Origin of the sequence: Paracoccus methylovorus (genome assembly GCF_016919705.1) — a bacterium.
Taxonomy (GTDB): Bacteria; Pseudomonadota; Alphaproteobacteria; order Rhodobacterales; family Rhodobacteraceae; genus Paracoccus; species Paracoccus methylovorus.
On sequence record NZ_CP070368.1, the window covers coordinates 941,216 to 957,724 of the forward strand.

13 protein-coding genes are annotated in these 16,509 nt (G+C 61.3%); 4 read left to right on the top strand and 9 right to left on the bottom strand.

Going from position 1 to position 16,509, the window contains the following annotated elements:
* Nucleotides 1-226: 226 nt before the first annotated feature.
* Both JWJ88_RS04735 and JWJ88_RS04740 read right to left on the bottom strand, forming a co-directional pair.
* Complete coding sequence (locus tag JWJ88_RS04735) at nucleotides 227-880, bottom strand: hypothetical protein (RefSeq protein ID WP_205294953.1); 654 nt, start codon at nucleotides 878-880, stop codon at nucleotides 227-229.
* The gene (locus tag JWJ88_RS04740) at nucleotides 861-1,928 is read right to left on the bottom strand and encodes a GSCFA domain-containing protein (RefSeq protein ID WP_205294954.1); all 1,068 of its coding nucleotides are present in this window, start codon (nucleotides 1,926-1,928) and stop codon (nucleotides 861-863) included. The genes JWJ88_RS04735 and JWJ88_RS04740 overlap by 20 nt, the downstream gene beginning before the upstream one ends.
* 979 nt (nucleotides 1,929-2,907) lie before the next feature.
* Between JWJ88_RS04740 and JWJ88_RS22040 the strand changes: the two genes are divergently transcribed.
* Nucleotides 2,908-4,173: a CAP domain-containing protein gene (locus JWJ88_RS22040; protein WP_322985001.1), complete on the top strand. Its 1,266-nt coding sequence runs from the start codon at nucleotides 2,908-2,910 to the stop codon at nucleotides 4,171-4,173.
* A gap of 95 nt (nucleotides 4,174-4,268) precedes the next feature.
* Here JWJ88_RS22040 and JWJ88_RS04750 read toward each other — a convergent pair whose 3' ends face one another.
* Nucleotides 4,269-4,556, bottom strand: a complete 288-nt coding sequence (locus tag JWJ88_RS04750; protein ID WP_205294955.1) for a PRC-barrel domain containing protein — start codon at nucleotides 4,554-4,556, stop codon at nucleotides 4,269-4,271.
* A gap of 1,105 nt (nucleotides 4,557-5,661) precedes the next feature.
* Complete coding sequence (locus JWJ88_RS04755; RefSeq protein ID WP_240200199.1) at nucleotides 5,662-6,837, bottom strand: MFS transporter; 1,176 nt, start codon at nucleotides 6,835-6,837, stop codon at nucleotides 5,662-5,664.
* 725 nt (nucleotides 6,838-7,562) lie between these two features.
* Here JWJ88_RS04755 and JWJ88_RS04760 point away from each other — a divergent pair.
* On the top strand, nucleotides 7,563-7,799 hold the full coding sequence (locus JWJ88_RS04760; protein ID WP_205294957.1) for a hypothetical protein: 237 nt from the start codon (nucleotides 7,563-7,565) through the stop codon (nucleotides 7,797-7,799).
* A 76-nt stretch (nucleotides 7,800-7,875) separates the two neighbouring features.
* Here JWJ88_RS04760 and JWJ88_RS04765 read toward each other — a convergent pair whose 3' ends face one another.
* On the bottom strand, nucleotides 7,876-8,040 hold the full coding sequence (locus tag JWJ88_RS04765) for a hypothetical protein (protein ID WP_205294958.1): 165 nt from the start codon (nucleotides 8,038-8,040) through the stop codon (nucleotides 7,876-7,878).
* Between the two features lie 153 nt (nucleotides 8,041-8,193).
* Between JWJ88_RS04765 and JWJ88_RS04770 the strand changes: the two genes are divergently transcribed.
* Nucleotides 8,194-9,276, top strand: coding sequence for a PA0069 family radical SAM protein (locus JWJ88_RS04770; protein WP_205294959.1), 1,083 nt, complete (start codon nucleotides 8,194-8,196; stop codon nucleotides 9,274-9,276).
* Between the two features lie 10 nt (nucleotides 9,277-9,286).
* Here JWJ88_RS04770 and bmt read toward each other — a convergent pair whose 3' ends face one another.
* Both bmt and trpS read right to left on the bottom strand, forming a co-directional pair.
* Nucleotides 9,287-10,246 (bottom strand): betaine--homocysteine S-methyltransferase, encoded by a 960-nt coding sequence (bmt, locus tag JWJ88_RS04775; protein ID WP_205294960.1) that lies wholly within the window; start codon nucleotides 10,244-10,246, stop codon nucleotides 9,287-9,289.
* A gap of 87 nt (nucleotides 10,247-10,333) precedes the next feature.
* The gene (trpS, locus tag JWJ88_RS04780; RefSeq protein WP_205294961.1) at nucleotides 10,334-11,353 is read right to left on the bottom strand and encodes a tryptophan--tRNA ligase; all 1,020 of its coding nucleotides are present in this window, start codon (nucleotides 11,351-11,353) and stop codon (nucleotides 10,334-10,336) included.
* A gap of 82 nt (nucleotides 11,354-11,435) precedes the next feature.
* Here trpS and JWJ88_RS04785 point away from each other — a divergent pair, with 82 nt between their 5' ends.
* On the top strand, nucleotides 11,436-12,152 hold the full coding sequence (locus JWJ88_RS04785; protein WP_240200200.1) for a rhomboid family intramembrane serine protease: 717 nt from the start codon (nucleotides 11,436-11,438) through the stop codon (nucleotides 12,150-12,152).
* On the opposite strand, the gene murJ is transcribed toward JWJ88_RS04785, so the two are convergent.
* Entirely contained in the window at nucleotides 12,143-13,687 is a 1,545-nt protein-coding gene (murJ, locus tag JWJ88_RS04790; protein WP_205294962.1) for a murein biosynthesis integral membrane protein MurJ, read from the bottom strand. The two genes, JWJ88_RS04785 and murJ, sit on opposite strands and share 10 nt — an antisense overlap.
* 10 nt (nucleotides 13,688-13,697) lie before the next feature.
* Nucleotides 13,698-16,508 carry a [protein-PII] uridylyltransferase gene (locus JWJ88_RS04795; protein WP_205294963.1) on the bottom strand — a complete coding sequence of 937 codons (2,811 nt, stop codon included), beginning with the start codon at nucleotides 16,506-16,508 and terminating at the stop codon, nucleotides 13,698-13,700.
* Nucleotide 16,509 lies beyond the last annotated feature (1 nt).

Here is a 16,509-nt window from a genome sequence, read left to right on the forward strand (position 1 = left end):
GACCGGGGCGCTGAGTCCACGCACATCCTCGCTTTATAATGCCAGATTCATCCCCATGTTTGACGACACGGCAGGCACGCTTGGGTTCGACACTTGGTGGAGACCAATGGTGGGGTTGGACCGGCACTCGACGTGGAAACGGGTCACAGGCGAAAACTGCTCTACAGCCGCACCAATGTGATTTTGCTTTGACGCGATTGAGCCTTTCGCCTGCTATCCGGTGTAACTATCGGGCCGCTGCAAGGATTGCCCGCGCATAGTCAAGATTTTTGTGCAGATCGTCCCCCCGTGCCAAACTATACTGATCTGAAACTAGAAATCCACACCGGATCATATCCGGTGGGATAGGAATAAGAACCGCGCCCAATTCATTTATTACAGCGGCGTAAATCTGCCAAATTCTCTCATATTGATGCATTGTTTCCTGATGTTCTTCTACACCTTCCACATTATTTTCTGCCCCCCGCAGCGGAGTTGTCACTACGGTGATAACTTTACTGAAATTTTGACGTAAAGCATGCAGGATCCGGAGTGAGGGAAGCGTGTGTAAATACTCGCGCAGGCTTGCCTCGATAAAGTTGCGACTGAAGCATCCGGGGGCCGCAGATAGGAGACTTTCAAAAGGACCCATAACACGGATGCGCCCGCCTGCCCATAATATATGGGCGTAGGTGTCAAGGTTAATAGGTGGCAAAGCACCTCGCGCTCGACTGGAAACTATACCTTCCTTGATTGAAACCGTGTTGAAGGCGGAGCCCGTCTGATACCAGAAATCGACATGCTGATATCCAAGAATGGCCTTGTCGGCGTCGTAGAGGCTCTTGAACATCGCCACATTACTGTCGCCAAAAACGAGAAGCCTATCGTCTTGCAAACGCATCTAAAATAACCTCGTCACAGATAACATCAGGATCTGTCTCAGGCTCTCCTGCGGGTGTTTGAGAGCTGCCAGACCGGACGTGTCTTGCGCCTGTTTCGCCCTCAATGGCGCAGAAGAAGTGCTGAAGAACGGCGTCTACACCGCCCGCTGTGACATTTCGATAATTGCCTTCGTAGTGAATACCGCGGCTTACCGGAGCCGTCACGACCTCATAAGAGGGGAAATAGTCTATGCTGGGGCTGCTCTCGGTCAGTTGTCCGGCCACTGCGCGAAGCACACTCTTGGAATATGTCGTTGCAGTCAGGACGTGATTGTTGCTGGCAGTTGCGGTAAGCGGAACCGGCGATACCGTTGTTATTACGCGAAGGTTAATACTACGGTTTTCATTTACAATGCGAAGTGCGTCACGAAAGTCGCGGGCGATTTGGCCCAGAGGATGATTGATCATATATGTCGAGGCAGGGTCGTAATGTCCCGCGACCACTCCGGGACAGGAAGAATATTCGTGCCCCGTGGCGCGGTCAATCCAAGCTTCGGTCAGCCCAAAGGTGAAAAGCAGTACATCAGCTTCGGTAAAGGCAAGACGCAGTGCCGCCAGTGCAGCTTCGCGACTAGCCATTAGCTCCTCTACACTTACAAATCCATCCGGCTCGATCTGTTGTCGATAGGGATCATAGTACCGCCCATCTTTTTCGAGCGGCTGAAGCGAGGGGGCGTCGCTTCCAAAGGCAAATCGCACCCATTGCAGAAGCATATGTGCAGTATATATATTTCCCGTGCGGAAGCTGAATATACCATAGTTGAAACGCCGTTTACTCTCTGGCGCGCTGTAATCAGGCCCCGGCTCTGCATCAAGCCATGTGTAGCCACGTTCAACCAACCGACGGCTGATGTGTTGAGCAAAGCACGACCCTGCGGTAATGAACTTTGTCGACTTGGTCAATTTGAACTTGGGTCTCCACAGGTCGGTCAACCCGAATCCACCGGGATCTGCTACGGCTGTTCGCCAGTAAAACCGGTTGGGACGTCCTTCGTAGGGGTGGGTCATATAGCACCTGAAAACAGAAGGTTCGTGAGGGCTGCTAAATGCTAACCTTCGATTCTGCAACCCGAAGCGCCTGACGCTTTCGTCGTGAGGCATTTAGGCTGTCGTTAGTGGCTCGCCGGAGTCGAATAGCAGCATAGCATGCTTTCTGCCAATTCTGCCCGCCTTTTGCAGGCTTTTTCAAGCGCAACTCCGCGAGGACAGGAGAATGACCATGGTGCCATCAATGGATAACAGGACTGGCCCGTAACCTGCCTGTCTGATTACTCGCGATCGTCAGTCTCATGGCGACGTTTTCTGGTGCGGCGTTCATTTTTGTGCGGCAGGATCAGGAAATCACCTACCCACGGCGCTAAGATCAGCGAGAACGCAACCGCGCAGATCAACGAGCAAGTCAGAACGCTGGAAATCAACGCTGGCTGTGCGGACGAGCGGCTATTGCTGATCTTGGACAGCGTGTGCAAGATCGAGGCCAAGCTGGAAATGAGCACGCCATGAACTGTTGACAGGCCACGGAAACAGCCCCCGGGATGATCGTCCGATCAGTGTCGGGAGGCGACCAGTGGTTGGAACATAATTTCCCAACTCCAATCGTCAAGATACCCTCAATGCCTGCCTCGCGTGGGCTTTCAGCGCCGACAAGCTCATGTCGCGCAGCAGAGGCGAGAAAGACGGCTGTTCATGCCGCGTTTCTTGGCGGTTCCATCAATGGCACGCAGCAAACCCACGCTCCATGGTGATGTCGATGCGCTACACAGCGGTATCTTCTGGGATGTAGGGCACCGGCAGGCTTTTCTCCGGGTGCAGCAGGATGGGCTTTTCCCCGCCGATCATCAGCACAGGCTGAGCAGCACTTTGCCCATAGGCACCCGCAAGGGGCGAACTTTGCGGGTGCATTTCGTTATCGGGTTAAGGATTTGCTCGCGTTCTGGTAGAACGGGTACAAATTTCCCGATCCGAATTATCACGAGGCAATTTTCCAATGTCTTTTGCATCAGCGAATGAACGCTACTTCGTCAGCCTGGTCAACCAGGCTCGCCGTGCGGAAGGGCTCGACTCATTGGCAATTGAAAAACGGCTGAACACTGCGGCCGAGGCTCACAGCCGTTGGATGATCAACGCGGATGTTTTCTCACACACCGGGCAGGGCGGATCCTCAGCACGCGGCCGGATCGAGGCGACGGGGTTTGCCCTGACCGGTGACTGGATGACGGCAGAAAATATCGCCTATGTCAGCATTCAGGGTGAAAGCGATTTGCGGGATGAAATCCGCCAACTGCATCAAATGCTCATGAACAGCCCCGGTCACTACAAAAGCATCATGAGCGATGCGGACTACATCGGCATCGGGCTTGAGGTCGGTTATCTCAAGGTGAATGGCCGAGACCACAAGGTCTTGATGGCGACGCAGAACTTTGCCGACACCGATGCGCAGGTGCGTATCGATACCGGAACTTTTGCCAAACTCGCAAATCCGGGTGTGAACCAGTCGATGCAGACCCGCGCGGACTGGCTGGACAGCTTCAACGGACAGGTTTTCGTAACTCCGGGACCCTCGCAAAACAGCGCGCGCAACGATGATTATCGCCTGACATCCAGACATGACGTGGCATTCGGCGGGGCGGGCAACGACTGGATGGCGGGCAATGGGGGGAACGATACGCTGAAAGGGGGTGCCGGCCATGATCGGATCATCGGCGGCAACGGCTTCGATTCCCTTGTTGGCGGGGCAGGTAACGACACGTTGCAGGGCGGCAATGGCAACGACACGCTGCTTGGTGGTGAGGGGCGTGATCAGTTGCGCGGTGGAGCCGGCAACGACACGCTGAAAGGCGGAGCGGGCCTCGACACCATATTGGGCGGCAGTGGTGCGGACCTGCTGGAGGGTGGTGCGGGCAATGACTGGCTGCGGGGCGAAGGCGGAAACGACCGGCTTATCGGGGGCACTGGCAACGACACGCTGCACGGCGGATATGGCAATGACGCCTTGAACGGCGGTGCCGGTGCGGATGTGTTCATCTTTGCAGACGGTCACGGCTCGGACACGATCAACGGGTATCAGCGGGGTCTTGACCGGTTGTTGATCGATGATGGCCTGCTGGACGCCAACCCGGCCAGCTTCATCCGAGATCATATGAGCAAGACCGCAAACGGGGTGCTTGTTGATTTCGGCGGGGGCGACCGGATTGTCGTGAATGGAGCGAACTTGACCGTTGCCGCAGTTGCGGACGATATCTTCGCTATCTGACGGCATCTGGCCTTTAAGGGTGCGCCCGCCGGAGTGATCCGCGCGGGCGCTTTCATTTGTAGCTTGATGGCGCTGGGGGCATGCCCCCGGGTGCCTCAATGCTCGTGTTCTGGCAGGTCTTTCAGCTGATCTTCGGTCCAACGGGTGACGGCGTGAACGTCGCCCGCTTCATCGCGCATGAAGTCGAGATCGCGGACAGGGACAGCTATGGATTTGGTGCCAATGCCAAGGAACCCACCGACATCGATTACAGCCTGCGCATCTGCTCCGTAGCCATGTACATGCTGAGCGGTGCCGATGTTTTCATCGTCGGGTCCATAGATGGTGGCTCCGGTAAAATGCACCGAGAATCCCTCCTTGGTGAAAGCGCCGGGAGTCTTCATCGCCGAGCTCCACCAAGTGAACATTTGGGATAGTTGGTCCTGCTTGGACCCGCTGGGGCCGGTTTGCGCCGTAACGATCTGTGGGCCTGAGGCAAGCACGAATCCCAAAATCGCAACCAGGCGACAGACGATTCCACAACGTCCAGAAGCCATTCACTGTCCTCCGGGACCTTGATGCCATCTTGCTTCCGGCCAACAATTGCGCCGGACGGACGGTTCCATATACTTGATTGATTCGCTAGTTTTTCAAGCCTCTCTGTGGATGAGAGGAAATTGGTTGTTCGGCCCGCGCGCTGTGAACGCTGTCAGCCCCCTGAAGGGGGACGTGCGAAAGCAGCGCGAGCAATGTTCCCTTCGGGGGCGCCTTGGTAAAAGAAAATTGCAGATGATAAGGCGCTTGCGCTGACCAAAGCGCGCCTCGATGCGGCGGCAATCAATACGATGTTCGCAGGCCAAGATCGTCCGCACCGGCGTCAAGGGTGACACATAGCAAGGGGATTGCTGGCCGGACGACATGGGTAGGCGGCTCGTGGTAAGCAAACAGCCGGGCCCAAAGGCCCGGCTGTTTGCTTACTTGCTTACGACATACTGGTTAATTGACCAATCAATTAACCTAAAACTTGACGTAAGGGTAGCTATCTCTTTGGTCAGGTCCCTAAGCGTCGCACCATCCCTTGCATGCTCATCAGAGTCCGAGCCATCCTTGCATGATCCGCCTGGCCGGCAAACAGGAAGGAAGGGCGACGATGACACGACCCTGGACATATAGACCCACCGATCCCGAGCAACCGGACTGGGAGGACAATGCCCTTAGCAATGCGATGGCGTGGGCCTCCGATACCTTTGTTGGGAACTGGTGCAAACAGGATGATCACTGGACTTTCGCGGTGACGAAACCGATCTGGACCGAGTGCAGCTGTTGCCTGACATTTCGCGGGGTCATATTGGGGCTGATTGTGGGCTTCGTGATCGGAGCCGTCGTTCTGTAGTTACGTTCAGGACTGGTGCAGCGCAGCGCCGGGTGCGCCGAATACGGTGACGGCGCTGCCAACTCGGATCGAGCGCCGCGCCGTCACTGACATACTCATGTCTCTTGGGCCGATTCTCAAAGCCTGCTGGATGCGACATTGCCGCGCAGGATGCCGCCGCCCAGGCAACTCATGCCGACGGCGAGGGCGACCAGCACAAGGCTGGCCCGAAGCGTCCAGGCCTCGGCGATGAAGCCGATCAGCGCCGGGCCGATCAGGATACCCGCATAGCCCATGGTCAGAACCCGCGACATGGCCCGGCCGCCGTCGCGTGCGCTGAACTGGCCCGCAGCCGAGAAGATGATGGGGATGACATTGGCCGCACCCAGCCCGCAAAGTGCCAGAGCGGTCAGTGCCACCCAGACCGAGGGCGCAAGCAGCATCAGCGTCAGGAACAATGCCACGCAGGCAGTGCCCAGACGGAACAGCCGCACCGGCCCCAGCATCCGGTTCGCACGGTCGCCGGTCAGCCGGCCCAGCATCATCGCGCCGCCAAAGACGGCATATCCCAGCGCGCCGGTGCTTTCCGTCGTGCCCATGACGCGCACCAGATAGAGCGCGGCCCAATCCATGATTGCGCCTTCTGCAAAGAAGATCACAAAGGCCATGGCGCCCAGCATCAGCACGCGGATCAGGCGCGGCCCGCTGCTCGAACTTGACGAATGATGCGCCTCGGGTCTGATCGGAGCGGGGCGATCCGTCCGCCACAATGCTGCCCCGGCAAGTGCTACAATCAGCAGCGCAGCAGAGACGAGGATAAGCGGCGACGGCATCCCCCAACGACTGAGCAGCGCATAGGCCACCGCCGCTGCCAGCGTTCCGCCGCTGAACATGGCATGGAAAAACGACATGATCGGACGGTCGGCCTGCGCCTCAAGCTCGGCGGCATGCTTGTTCATCGCCACATCCACCGTGCCGAATGCCATGCCGCATAGCGCCGCCAGAATGGCTGCGGTCCATATCTGCATGGCCAGTCCGACACAGCCGATTCCCACCCCGAACAGGCCGGCCGCGACAAGCGAGATTCGCTGCGCTCCGAAGCGGGCGATGAAGCGCGGCGTCATGTTCATCGCGAGGATGGCGCCCGCGGCAAAGCACAGCAGGACGACCCCGATCTGGCTTTCGCTCATGCCCGTCCGCCGGCCCAAGGCAGGCAGGTTCGCGCCCCAGGCACCGATCCCGATCCCGCCGGCGAAGAAGCAGGTGGAGATGATCAGCTTGCCGCGTTGAAGGGAATGATCCGTGACAGGCAAGATGAATGCTCCCGGTGGATTATGCCGCATGCACCGTTTGCCGGCCTGCTTTCCCTTTCGCAAGGCCTTGCGGTTATGTGCGCTGGCCCGACGAGTGTGACCGCAGTGCCGCAACGCATTAGGATCATGCCTTTAGCAGGATATTCAGCGGAGCTATGCCTGCTCTGGGCTTAGGCTGCGGGGAAATTGCCCGCGGTCTTGGGGCGCAACACGGTCGTGGTGACTACCTTATACAGTCAAGGATCTTGCGGCTGCTGGGAGTCGGAGGGCATCGCCAAGATCAGGCGTCGAATCGTTACCCGATCAAATGAAGCAAGCTTGCGTTGCACCCACGCGGTCCGCGCAGAAGCTGAGCTTAACCATTAAAACTCATGCATAATTTCCTTAGTGCCATGAGAATAAAATATAAGATTTTCCGTTAATGGCATTCTGAACTGACCTCTGAGCGAGATATCTCGTTTATCTTCATGTTTTTGTTGGTATTTCATCCGTGAACTGATAATTTCCGGGCGCGGAAACAAGCTGTTCCCGGCATGGAACGCAGCGGATTTATTGCAGTTGTCACAAATGCCGGGTAAAGAGACCGTCAGGTTTGCGTGATGACATCAAGCCTGCTTATGCGCCGGGACATGTGGATTTCCGGTGCTGCGACTGTCGTCCGCGCACATGGCCCGCTGCCTGCGGCCATGCAGGACGATCAACGAAAAGATAAGAAAGGATCTCGTATGTGGACACGTATTCAGACCGTGGTGGACGGAAACCCCATTTCCGGTGACTGGACGATTTGCTGCAATGAGGTGCCGGTGGGACGCATCTGTCATGATCGGAAGGAAGCGGGCGTAGCTGCCTGGGCTTGGTCGATCCTGAATGATCCGACCGCCAATGGACGGGCATGGACCGAAGAGGCGGCCATGTCGTCGATCAAGGGCTATGCCGAGAAACCCGGCGACGCCGCCGCCTGAGAAGGTCGGAAAGGGACGGTGCCTTGCGCCGTCCGTTCCCTTCCCTGCGACCGGCCCCATGTGACGGTCCGCAAGGTCAGCTTCGGTGGTCTCGCGCTGTCAGATGCGTGATCGCGGCCGCAAGAAGCGCCAAAAAACCCAGCACAACTATCGGAATGCCTGCTGCGCTTGCCGCCCAGATCGTCAACCCGGCGGCCAGGATCACGGCAAGGATCAGGATCAGGAAATGCGGCAGCGGCATGACGTCCTCCGTTGTCTTCAATATGGCTCCGTCGGCGGTCGTCGAAAAGGGCTTGATGCGAATTTGCGCGATTGGTCGCCGGTTAATCCGATTTTGCGCCGGGATTTCGTGTCCATGCTAGGAAATGTTCCCTAAATGTTCTAATCTGGCGGCATGAACCTGCCACCCCGGAACCCAGACGAGATCCTGCGCGCACGCGGCGCCGAGTCGCGCCCGGCTGCGCGGTTCGAGCCCTATCAGACCCAACGCCAGCATGACGGCTGGGACATTTCCGAGGATCAGAACCTGCTGCGCACCGAGGTCACGCAAGAGCAGGCGCGCTCGATCATCACCCGCAACCGGTCGCCGGACATTCCCTTCGACCGCTCGATCAATCCCTATCGCGGTTGCGAACACGGTTGCATCTATTGTTTCGCCCGGCCGAGCCATGCCTATCTGGGCCTTTCGCCGGGGCTGGATTTCGAAACCCGCATCACTGCCAAGCCCAACGCACCCGAGCTGCTGTCGGCAGAGATCGGCAGGCGTGGATATTCGGTCGCGCCCATCGCCTTTGGCACCAATACCGATCCCTATCAGCCCATCGAGGCGAAGCTCTGCATCATGCGCGGCTGTTTGCAGGTGCTGCATGACTGGAACCACCCGCTAAGTCTGGTGACGCGAGGCGCCACGGTCATGCGCGACACCGATCTGTTGGGGGCGATGGCGGCCAAGGGGCAGGTCATAGCCTGCGTGTCCATCACGACGCTGGACCCGGAGCTGGCCCGGCAGATGGAGCCTCGCGCGCCGGCGCCAGCGACCCGGCTGCGGATGATCCGTGCGCTGTCAGATGCCGGTGTGCCGGTGCGCGTCATGGTCGCGCCGGTGATCCCGGTGCTGACCGAACACGAATTGGAACGGATCATGCAGGCCGCGCGCGATTCCGGCGCAACGGCCGCCGGTATGATCCCGATCCGCCTGCCGCTGGAGGTGGCGCCGCTGTTTCGGGACTGGCTGCAGCGTCACCACCCTGGCAAGGCGGCGCATGTCATGGCACGGGTGCAGGCGATGCGGGGCGGGCGCGACAACGACCCGCGCTTTGGCAGCCGGATGCGGGGCGAAGGGCATGAGGTCGCCCTGCTGCATCAGCGGTTCCGTCTGGCCCGCCAGCGGCTGGGATTACAGCGCGAAGCCGAGGTTTTGGATTGCAGCCGCTTTGGTCCGCCGCCTCGGGCAGGGGATCAGTTGTCGCTGTTCTGACTTCGCGGGGTTATTCTCCGGGGCCCATGACCTGCGCGATCCGCGCCGAGATCCGCTCGGGCGAGGGGCGCGGGCCACGCGGCGCGGCAATCATGGCCTCGCGCATGGCGGCGAGATGCGCGGGGGTCGTGCCGCAACAGCCGCCAATGATGCGCACGCCCAGATCGCGCGCCAGCACGCCGAATTCCGCCATGACTTCGGGCGTCGCGTCATAGATCAACCCGCCGTCCTGATAGCGTGGCACACCGGCATTGGGTTTGGCGATCAGGGGGCGTTCGTTCCCCGAGGCGGCAAATCCGGCCACCGCCATCAGCAATTCGGCGGGGCCGGTGCCGCAATTCGCACCATAGGCGACGGGCGGATACGGCAGCCGGTCCATCAGCGAGGCCAGTTGTGGCGGTGTCACGCCCATCATGCTGCGCCCGCCCGGCTCAAAGCTCATCATGCCGCACCAGGGCATGCCCACGGTCTGGGCGGCCTTGGCGGCGGCGCGCATCTCTTCGACGGCGCTGACGGTCTCGATCCACAGGACATCCGCGCCACCGTCCTTCAAGGCCTGCGCCTGTTCGGTGAACATGGCGGTGGCCTCGGCCTCGGTCAGCCGGCCCATCGGCGCCATGATCTCGCCGATCGGGCCGATCGAGCCGGCAACGACCACGGCGCGGCCGACTTCTGCCACCGCTTCGCGCGCCAGACGTGCGGCGGTGCGGTTCAGCGACACCACCCGGTCTTGCGCCTTGGCCAGCCGCAGCCGGCTGGCGTTGGCGCCAAAGCTGTTGGTCAGGATGATATCCGCGCCCGAGGTGATCATTTGCCGGTGCAGTTCGCGCACCTTGTCGGGGTGGGTTTCGCACCACAGATCCGGCGCCTGACCCGGCGCCAGCCCCATGTTGTAGAGATTCGTCCCCGTCGCCCCGTCGGCCAGCAGCCAAGGGCGTTCGCCGAGCATTCTCGACAGCTGATCAGGCATGGTTTTTCCCGTTTTACGGCAGGATGGGGAAAGCATAGCCCATCCCGCCGGGAAGTCATTGAAACATTCGTGAAAGTCCCGCGCCGCCTAGCGTGAGCGGATCATGCCCATGATGTCCTTGGTACGTTCGATGATCGGCTGGGCGATTGCGGCGGCCTGATCGGCGCCTCGTCCAAGAATGCGGTCGATCTCGGCCGGGTCGGCCATGAACTGCGTCATCCGCTTGGTGATCGGGGCCATCGCCTCGACCGCGACCTCGGCCAAAGCCGGTTTGAACGTGCCGAAACCTTGCCCCTCGAACCGTGCCAGCACCTGATCGCCGTCCTCGCCGGTCAGAGCGGCATAGATGTTGATAAGGTTCTTTGCCTCGGGCCGGTCCTTGAGCCCTTCCATGCTGCCGGGCAGCGGCTCGGCATCGGTGCGCGCCTTGCGGATCTTTTGCGCGATGGCATCGGCATCGTCGGTCAGGTTGATACGGCTGGCGTCCGAGGGATCGGATTTCGACATTTTCTTGGAGCCGTCGCGCAAGCTCATGACGCGGGTCGCCGTGCCCTCGATCAAGGGTTCGGTGATGGGAAAGAAATCCACGCCATAGTCATGGTTGAACTTGGTGGCGATGTCGCGGGTCAGCTCCAGATGCTGTTTCTGGTCCTCGCCCACAGGCACGGCGGTGGCGTGATAGGCCAGAATGTCGGCGGCCATCAGCGATGGGTAGGCCAGCAGGCCAAGGCTGGAATTCTCGCTGTTCTTGCCGGCCTTGTCCTTGAACTGGGTCATGCGATACATCCAGCCCACACGCGCCACGGTATTGAAAAGCCACGCGAGTTCCGCATGTTGTGGGACCTGGCTTTGGTTGAAGAGAACCGAGACCTCGGGATCGACACCGGACGCAAGGAAAGCCGCCGCCACTTCGCGGGTGTTGTGGCGCAGTTTCTGGGGATCTTGCCAGACGGTGATCGCATGCAGGTCGACGACGCAATAGATCGTCTCGGCCCCCTTGCCCTGATAGTCGGCAAAGCGTTTCAGCGCGCCCAGATAATTCCCCAGAGTCAGCCCGCCCGAGGGCTGGATGCCGGAGAAGATACGCTTGGCAAAGCTCGTGGTCATGACACTACCTGCTTGGAAAATCCCGGTGGCTGGCTTACCTCTTGGCCCGTCCGGGCGCAACCGCCCTGCCTCTCAAGGAGCCATGATGCGTCCCGGTTATGATGAATCGCCCTTCAATCCCGTGCCCGCGGTGGTCTGGATGATCGCCCTGCCGATGATCGCCTGCGAGGCGGTGTTCGGCCTTGCGCAGATGGGCTTTATCGGGGGCGGCGGGCCGGGCACCGGGTTGGCCATGCGCCAGATCGCGGTCGAGCGCACCGCCTATCTTCCCGAACTGGTGCTGCGGCTGTGGCAGATGCGGCTGTTCGTTTTCGACCAGAGCTGGCGCATCGTGACCTATCCCTTCGTGCATCTGTCGCTGACACATGCGCTGTTCGTGATCGTGTTCACGCTGGCTCTGGGGAACCTGATCGCGCATCAGTTCCGTGCGTGGGCTGTCGTGGCACTGTTCTTTGGCTCAGCCATCGGTGGGGCGCTGGTCTATACGCTGGCGGCAGGGCTTTTGCCGCAGTTCCGCTTTCAGGCGCTGATCGGTGGCTATCCGGCCGTCTATGGTTTTGTCGGCGCGTTCACATTCCTGCTGTGGACCCGGCTGGGGCAAGAGAACGCAAACCGTCTGCGCGCATTCACCCTGATCGGAATGCTTTTGGCCTTCCAACTGGTCTTTGCCATTCTGTTTCAGGATGGCAGCATGACCTGGATTGCCGAGATCGCCGGCTTTTTCTGGGGCTTTGCGTTGTCCTTTGTGCTGATCCCGGGCGGGATCGGGCGCGTGATGCGCCAGATCCGTCAACGCTGACGCCGCAGCCCCGCGCGCAGGTCCGAGGGGCGGAAGGCGCCAAGGGCCAGCGCCGCCGCGCCATAGGCCGACATGCCGCCAAGAACCAGCGCGGCCAGCGCCAGATAGCGGGTGCCGGCCTGTTCCAGCGCGTCCCCCAGCAGCACCATCAGCCCCCAGATCACCACGCCCATCACCGCTGATGCCGCGCAGATGCGGGGCAGGCGGTGGCGGAACCGCTCGTCAAGCTGGGTCGCCTCGCCAAAGACTCTGGTGCCGCGCCAAAGCTGTGCCGCCATAATCCAGCCGGCGATGGTGGTGCCCCATGCGGCGGCGGAAAAGCCGATGAAGGGCGCAAGCCCCAGCGCCACAACCGCATTGACCACCATCGACCAGACCGCGAAGCGAAACGGGGTGCGGGTATCCTCGCGCGCGAAATACAGGGGTTGCAGTACTTTTTGCAGGACAAAGGCGGGCAGGCCCAGCCCATAGATCGCCAGCGCCAGCGCGGTGGGGCCGACGTCGGATGGCAGGAATGCGCCGCGCCGGAACAGCACCGAAATCAGCGGATAGGCCGCCATCACCAGCGCCACGGCGGCGGGCACGGTCAGGAACAGGGCGAATTCGGCGGCGCGGTTATAGGCGTGCCGGCCGCCGCCGGTATCGCCCGCCTTCAGCCGGCGCGAGATATCGGGCAAAAGCACGATGCCGATGGCGATGCCCACCACGCCCAGCGGCAGTTGATACAGCCTGTCGGCATTGGTCAGCCATGCGATTGCGCCGTCGAAAAACGATCCGACCTGACGCCCGACCAGCAGGTTGATCTGCACCACGCCCCCGGCCAGCACGGCGGGCGCGGCCACCGCCAGCAGTCGCCGCATGTCCGGCGACAGCCGGGGCCGGCGCAGGCGCAGCGGAAAGCCCATGCGCTTGGCCGCCCACCAGACAGTGACCAGTTGCGCCATCCCCGAAACCGGCGTGGACCATGCCATGGCCAGACCCATGTCCCAGCCGTTGCGATCCGCCAGCAGCATGGCGGCGATCAGGATAAAGTTCATCAGCACCGGCGCGGCAGCGGCGGCCATGAAGCGCCCGCCCGCGTTCAGCAACCCGGACAGCAGCGCAGTCAGCGAAATAAACAGGATATAGGGAAAGCAGATGCGGCCATAGATCACCGCCAGTTCAAAGCGTTCGTCGCCCTTGAACCCCGCCGCCTGCATCAGCACCAGCCAGGGCATGGCGACATGCGCCAGCAACGAGACGACCACGACCACCGAGGCGAGCCCGGCAAACGCCTCTTCCGCGAAGCCGCGCGGGTTCTCGTCGCTTTCCAGCCGCTTGGCGAACATCGGGACGAAAGCGGTGTTGAATGCGCCTTCGGCAAAGAAGCGGCGGAACATGTTGGGCAGCGTAAAGGCGACGATATAGGCCTGCGCCACCGGGCCGGTGCCCAGATAGGCGGCAATCATCACGTCGCGGATAAAGCCCACCATCCGGCTGGCCAGAGTCCATGCCCCTACCGAGAGAAAGCCCCGGATAAGTCTGATCGGTTGCATATCTTGTCCCTCAGAACGACCCGCCCAGCGGGCGTTCGGCGCGTTCGGCGCGTTCGACCCCGTCCTTGATCGCCTGTCGCAGCTTTTTTTCCAATGTGTCGCGGCGCTGCTGCTGATGCAGCTTCAGCCCGAACATATCCTTGACATAAAAGGTGTCCACGACCTGCGCGCCGAAAGTAGCGATCACCGCGCTGGCGATCTGGATATGGTTGTCGGCCAGCGTCCGGGTCAGGTCGTAAAGCAGGCCCGGACGGTCGCGCGTGTCGACCTCGACCACCGTGTAGACGTCCGAAGCCTCGTTGTCGAAAGTGACGTGGGTGGGAAAGCGAAAGGCCGCCTCGCGCTTTTTAGGCTTGTCGCGGCCGGCCAGGGCTTCGCGCGCCACGATCTCGCCCTTCAGGGTGCGCTCGATCATCTTGCGCAGGCGCGGCAGGCCGTCCGCGGCATAGGGATGGCCGTCCCTGTCCTGCAACCAGAATACGGCGGTGGCGAAGCCGTCCTTGGTGGTATAGGTGCGCGCATCGACGATATTGGCCCCGACCAGTGCCAGCGCGCCGGCCATGCGCGAAAAGATGCCCGGATGGTCGGCCAGCACAAAGGCGGCGCGGGTGGCGTCGCGGTCGGTGTCGGGATGGAGATCGGTGCGGATATCGTCGTCATCCAGATCCTTGAGCATCTCGGCAAAGACATATTGCGTCTCGGTCGGCAGACCGGGCCAGTAATTGTCGTAATGCCGGCCCAGCTCCGCCTTGATCGCCTTCGGCTCCCACCCCCTGGCGATCAGCATGTGCCGCAACGAGCGTTTGGCCTCGCCGATGCGCTTGTCGCGGTTCAGCTCCTCAAGCCCGTTTTCCAGTGCCGCGGCGGTTTCCTGATGCAGCTTGCGCAGCAACATCGCCTTCCAGTTGTTCCAGGTGCCGGGCCCGACACCGCGGATGTCGCAGACCGTCAACACCAGAAGCATGTCCAGCCGCTTGGTCGTCTTGACCGCCTTGGCGAAGTCGCGCAGCGTGCGCGGGTCGGCGATGTCGCGTTTCTGGGCCACGTCCGACATCAGCAGATGGTTGCGGATCAGCCATTCGATGGTCTCGATCTCGTCCGCGGGCAGGCTGAAGCGGGCGCAGACCCGCCGTGCCAGCCGTGCCCCAAGTATCGAGTGATCCTCGGCCCGGCCCTTGCCGATATCGTGCAGCAGCACCGCCAGATAGATCACCCGGCGGTTCACCTTGCCCTTCATGATCTTGCTGACCACCGGCAGATCCCCGGCATCGTCGCCGCGCTCGATTGCGGCCAGTGCTGCGACGCATTGGATCAGGTGCTCGTCCACCGTGTAATGGTGATAGACGTTGAACTGCATCATCGCCACCACGGGCGCGAACTCGGGGATGAAGGCCGCCAGCACGCCCAGCTCGTTCATCCGCCGCAGCGAGCGTTCCGGGTTGCCGTGCTTGAGCAGCAGGTCCAGGAATATCCGCACCGCCTCGGGGTCCGAACGCATGCGGTCGTCGATCCGGTCCAGATTGGCTGCGACGGCGCGCATCGCGTCGGGATGGATCAGGATGCCGGTCCTGAGCGCCTCTTCGAAAAGCCGCAGGATGTTGAGCGGATCGGACAGGAACTGGCTTTCGTCGGCATAGGTCAGCCGTCCCTGATCGACCCGGAAACCGGTGCGGACCCGGCGGCGGCGCTGAAACAGGATGTTCATGATCGGCGCGCGGTAGAGGTGCCGCGATTCCAGCGCGACCAGAAAGACGCGGGTCAATTCGCCCACTTTGGTCGCATGCAGGAAATAGTCCTGCATGAAGATTTCCACCGCCCTGCGACCGCCAAGATCGCGGTAGCCCATGCGTTTGGCCACCTCGACCTGCATGTCAAACGTCAGCTTGTCCTGCGGCCGGCCGGCGATCAGATGCAGGTGGCAACGCACGGCCCACAGGAAATCCTCGGCCTGCCAGAAGGTCAGGTGCTCTTCCCGCGTAAAAAAGCCCAGATCGACCAGTTCGACGGCGCGATCGACGCGATGGATGTATTTCGCGATCCAGTAGAGGGTTTGCAGGTCCCGCAGCCCGCCCTTGCCCTCTTTGACGTTGGGCTCCAGCACATAACGCTGGCCGCCCTGCCGGCGGTGACGCTCGGACCGCTCGGCCAGCTTGGCCTCGATGAATTCGGGGACGGTCTTGTCGAAAAGCTCGGACCACAGCCGGTCGCGCAGGATTTCGGCCGCGGTGGCATGGCCGCAGATCAGCCGGTGCTCCAGCAGGCTGGTGCGGATGGTGATGTCGCCCGCGCCCAGCCGCAGGCAGTCATCGACCGAGCGTGTGGACTGACCGATCTTCAGCTTCAGGTCCCACAACATGTAAAGCATCGATTCCACGACGCTTTCAGCCCAGCCACTGATCTTCCACGGCGTCAGGAACAGCAGATCGACGTCGGATTGCGGTGCCATCTCGGCCCGGCCATAGCCGCCGATGGCCAACACTGCCAGCCGCTCGGCATCGGTCGGGTGGGGCAGCGGATGCAGGATCGTGGTGGCGACGTGATGGATCGCCGTCACGGTGGCATCGGTGAGGCTGGCGATGGCCCGCACCGTCTCGCGCGCGGCACGGGGATGGGACATGAAACCCGCCGCGATATCGGCCATCGCGGCAGCGCGCGCCTGCGTCAGGATTGCGACGGTGCGGGCCCTGACCTCGCGCGGCTCGGATACGTCCCCCAATGCCTCGGTCAGCGCCGGCAGGAAGCTTTCGGGGGTAAACATCGAATGCGCCCCGGGCAGGGCCGGGGCGCTTTGCGGCAGGCTGTCGGTGTCCTTGGCGCTCAAG